Source organism: uncultured Rikenella sp. (assembly GCF_910579375.1).
Classification (GTDB): domain Bacteria; phylum Bacteroidota; class Bacteroidia; order Bacteroidales; family Rikenellaceae; genus Rikenella.
The window spans coordinates 1-4449 of sequence record NZ_CAJTUJ010000149.1 but is presented as its reverse complement, the minus strand read 5'-3'; the positions used below and the strand labels follow the sequence as shown (position 1 = coordinate 4449).

Sequence of the window (4449 nt, the reverse complement as noted above, 5' to 3'; positions counted from 1 at the left end):
GACAGGCCGAAGTTCAGAAAATTGTGCGGTGCTTCTGCGACCCAACGGGTCGCGCGGGCCGGCGCCACCCCCGGCGTAGGGCCGCAACTCGCGATGCTCGTTCGGCCCCCGCTGGCTCCGACCACCCCAATGGGATCACATGTTGCGGCACCTAACTATATAGGGTAACTCCAGCCATTGCCCACTGCGGGTGTACACCTCCGTTTATTCCGAGAGGCACCGCAACTGAAAGCCGAAAGCGCGATTGTGCTCCCATGTAGATTGAAACCCTGTCGTTAAGGAACGTAACCCGTTCCCGTTTGTTTCGCCTGCCGAAGCCGACCAACCGGATCCTTCATCACAGACGCCGCCCAACGAACCCGAAGTGTGGCGGCGGAAGCCCGGGGCGTGCCGCGCGGTTCAGCGACCCGCAAAATTTGAAAAGGAAAACAGGCCCAAGCCCGGGTTCTAAGTCCCCAATCGGTTCCGGCGAAAGCTCTCCTGCCCGTTTATTCCGAGAGGCAGCGCAACTGAAAACCGTGAGCGCGAGCATGAGAATAGGAACTGAGCGCCCCTATTTGGAAAAACAGATAAATGCCGTACCCCCCGCTCGTCCCCGTCGACCAGACCGAACCCTCGAGGCCGACGCTCCCCAGCCCGCCGAACCGTTTGTTGTTCCCCGCATCGCGGTAGCCCGGGGCCAGGACTGTCCCTCTGAGCGGTAGCCCGGGGCCGAAAGACTATTCCTCCGAGGCCGCCCCCTCCGCAGCCCGATGCGCCGTCCAGTCCGGCGCCTGGATGCGGATCTCGCCCCCGTCCGGCGTCACCAGCGCCGCCCCCTCCTCCGCAGCCACCACGTGGCCGATCACATCCACCCCCGGCATCGCCAGCAACTCCTGATGCTTGTCCAGCGGCGCCGTGAAGAGCAGCTCGAAATCGTCCCCCCCGTTCAGCGCCGCCACCACCGGGTCAATGTGCATCTCCTCCGCCAGCCGGAACGTATCCGACGCGATCGGAATCCGGTTCAGATAGATCCGCACCCCCACCTCCGACCTCCGGCACAAATGCAGCGCCGCCGACGCCAACCCCCTCGTCACATCGATCATCGCCGTCGGCCGAATCTTCGCCTCCCGCAGCTCCTGAACGATATCCACCCTCGCCTCCGGCTTCAGCTGCCGCCCCAGCAGGTAAGCATGCTCCTTCGTCAGCTCCGGTCGGCTCACCCCATTGCCCTTCAGCACCCGTTTCTCGCGCTCCAGCAGCTGCAACCCCATGTACGCCGCCCCCAGATTGCCCGTCACACAGAGCAGATCCGTCGTTTTCGCCCCGCTGCGCAACGTCAGCTCCTCCTCCGCCACCGTTCCGATCGCCGTCGCCATCAGGTTCAGCCCCGTCAGCGACGCCGACGTATTCCCCCCGATCAACGCCACCCCATACGCCTCCGTCGCCCGCTTGATCCCGTCGTACAGCGCCGTCGCATCCTCCACCGAGAACCTCGCCGACAGCCCCACACTCACCGTCAGATACTCCGCCCGCCCGTTCATCGCACAGATATTCGACACCGCCGCCGCCACCAGCTTGTACCCCAAGTGCTCCAACGGCGTGTACGTCAGGTCGAAATCGATCCCCTCCAGCAGCGTCGCCTCGCCCACCACCTCCAGCCATCCCCCGCGGTCGATCACCGCCGCATCGTCTCCGATCCCCTGCCGGATACGCGTATTTTCATTCGTCGTGAAAGGTTCCGTCAGCCGCTCCACGAAAGCGACCTTGCCCAATTCCGATATTTCCGTCCGATTCATTTTCTCAGCTTGTGTCATGTTTTTGCAAAATTAAGATTAAAAAAATAACTTTACCCCCTCGTAAACGCAGCCGTGATCATCGTCCGGCTCCGCGCCCAAGTGTAGAGATTTATCGCATCATGTTGAATATCGTGTTATTCGGCCCTCCGGGGGCCGGCAAAGGCACCCAGGCCGAGAAACTCCAGGAACGTTACGGACTCTTGCACCTCTCCACCGGCCAGGCCATCCGCGACGAGATGAGCCGCGGGAGCGAACTCGGCCGGCTCGCCGCCGCCCAGATGGAAGGCGGCAAACTCGCCTCCGACGAATTGGTGCTTGGCATTATCGAAAAATACGTCGAAGAACACCGCTCGGCCCGCGGCGTGATCTTCGACGGATTTCCGCGCACCCTGCCTCAGGCCGAAGCCTTCGACCGGATACTGAAACGCATCGGCACCGGAGTGACCGGGATGGTCGCCCTGGAAGTGCCCGACGACGTCGTGATCGAACGGATTCTCGCCCGCGGGAAGACCAGCGGCCGGGTCGACGACCAGAGCATCGACACCATCCGGAACCGGATCACCGTTTACGACGCCCAGACCGCCGTGGTCGCCGAATACTATAAACAACAGGACAAATACCGGGCCGTGGACGGCGTGGGTACCATCGACGAGATCTTCGACCGGCTTTGCGCCGTCGTCGACAGTTGGGAAGAGTAGCTTTTCGAACGGAGCGCGGCTTTCCCCCGGTTCCGAATTTTCGAACCCAAATTATACGCGAGACCTGCCTGCGGAATCGGGAAACATCCCGTTTCGTAGCAGCGTCTCGTCTTTGTATCCCTCTCCCCCCATCCATAACGAAGATTTAAACACCCAAAATCAGAAGATTATGAAAAAATACCTTCCCCTGCTCGGTTTGGCCGCCGCCCTCGTCGGCTGTAAATCCGAGAAAACGACACCGGATTCGGGCTGGCCCGCTTTCGAGTTGGCCGACCAGACCTACGTCGATTATTTCACCGGCTACCTCAAAGGCAATACCGGCGCCTATGCGACCTCCGTGTCACTGACAGCCGACCAGGTCGCCGAAACCCAAGCCGTCGTCTGGGACTCGTGGGGATCCGCCTACAGCCGGACAGTAAAAGAGCAACTGCCCCCACCGACCCCGATGCCGACCTATGACAAGAACAATTTTCCGCCCCAAAGCGGAAGTTGGGAACTCCAAGACGCCAACCCCTTCTATACCGGCACGATGCCGTTCTACTACTTCTCGAAAGGCAGCAAGCCGGCCGCAGGTTATCCGTTGTTCCTTTTCCTGCACGGTTCGGGTAACAGCTCGCTGGACGAATGGCACGCCGTTTACAGCTGGGCCGGCTATTTTCAGGACAGCCCGAGCCTCTATTTCATTCCCCGGAGTCCGAAAGGAGCCGAAGGGACACGCTGGAAATTGAAATCGCGTCAGCTCACCTGGGAACAGTTGCTGTGCCAGTCCTACCTGCAAGGCGAAACCGACCCGAACCGCATCTATTTCTTCGGGATTTCGGAAGGCGCCTACGGCAGCCAGAGTTTGGCAGCCTTTTATGCCGACTATCTGGCCGGCGCCGGGCCTTTGGCCGGTGGCGAGAACCTGAAATTCGCCCCGCCGGAGAACTATGCCAACATCGCGTTCACCATGCACACCGGCGAAAAAGACTTCTCCTATTCGCGCGACCAACTGACCCTCGCCGTCGGTGAAGAGCTCGACCGGTTGCAGGCCGCTCATCCCGGTTATTACAACCACCGGGTCGAACTGATGCCCGGCAAAGAGCATGGGTTTTACTATAATGAAGCCCAGACCACCGAGTGGCTGGAACGGCAACCGGCTCGGAATCCTTGGCCCAAGTACGTTTATTGGGAAGACTTCCCGCTCGACGAAGGATACGACGGCGAAGCCTCTCGGCGTTATCGGGACGGCTTCTACAACCTGTACGTGAAAGAGCGTTCGAACGACGACGCCTCGTCTCGTTCGTGCTACGAGATGACCATCACCGGCAACACCGTCGACCTGACGGTGAACACCGTAACCTATGCCGTGGCGGAAGACGGCCCATACAATATCCCGTTGAAATACGCCAAGACCTATACTCCGGCGACCAAAGGCCGCGTTGTGATCTACCTGAATGACAAACTGGTCGATCTGACCCGTCCGGTGACCGTTCGCGTGAATGGCGTCGAGAAGTTCAACGGGACGGTCTCTTTGGACGCGGCTAATTTGGTGAACAGTTGTGCCGCCTTTTTCGATCCGGAACGTCTCTTCCCCGCCTCCGTCGAAGTGACCGTCCAGTAGCCTCTTGCCGAACGGTGAGAGGGGAAATAGAAATCGCCTGTACCGCATTGCGGTACAGGCGATTTGCTTGGGGACGGGGTCGGCATCCGGAAGTTGGTCGCAAATTTCGACGCGTGAGCGGCGTGTTGCGGGTTTTTGCGGGGGTAGAGTTTGGAACTGTTGAATTGGTGCGGGTCGCCGCCAGCGGGGGGCGCAACAGTTTCGCCCAACCCACCGCCCGTTTATCACCACATTCTGTCGGGTTCGGCCTGTCGCCCACTCCCCCGAGCGGCAAAGCCGCTGGGCGACAAGGCCTGCGCGACCCGTTGGGTCGCAGGAGCAACGCCTCCTTCATTACCCCCAGCCTGTCAGTTTCGGCCTGTCGGGTTCG

General features: G+C 60.6%; 3 protein-coding genes. 2 read left to right on the top strand and 1 reads right to left on the bottom strand.

All coding sequences use genetic code 11. The features are described from left to right. Window positions 1-719: 719 nt before the first annotated feature. Window positions 720-1778 carry a thiamine-phosphate kinase gene (thiL, locus tag QZ302_RS08830; protein ID WP_294594566.1) on the bottom strand — a complete coding sequence of 353 codons (1059 nt, stop codon included), beginning with the start codon at window positions 1776-1778 and terminating at the stop codon, window positions 720-722. A 119-nt stretch (window positions 1779-1897) separates the two neighbouring features. Between thiL and QZ302_RS08825 the strand changes: the two genes are divergently transcribed. After that, the gene (locus tag QZ302_RS08825) at window positions 1898-2476 is read left to right on the top strand and encodes an adenylate kinase (protein WP_294594565.1); all 579 of its coding nucleotides are present in this window, start codon (window positions 1898-1900) and stop codon (window positions 2474-2476) included. 169 nt (window positions 2477-2645) lie between these two features. Next, window positions 2646-4079 carry a hypothetical protein gene (locus QZ302_RS08820; RefSeq protein WP_294594564.1) on the top strand — a complete coding sequence of 478 codons (1434 nt, stop codon included), beginning with the start codon at window positions 2646-2648 and terminating at the stop codon, window positions 4077-4079. Window positions 4080-4449 lie beyond the last annotated feature (370 nt).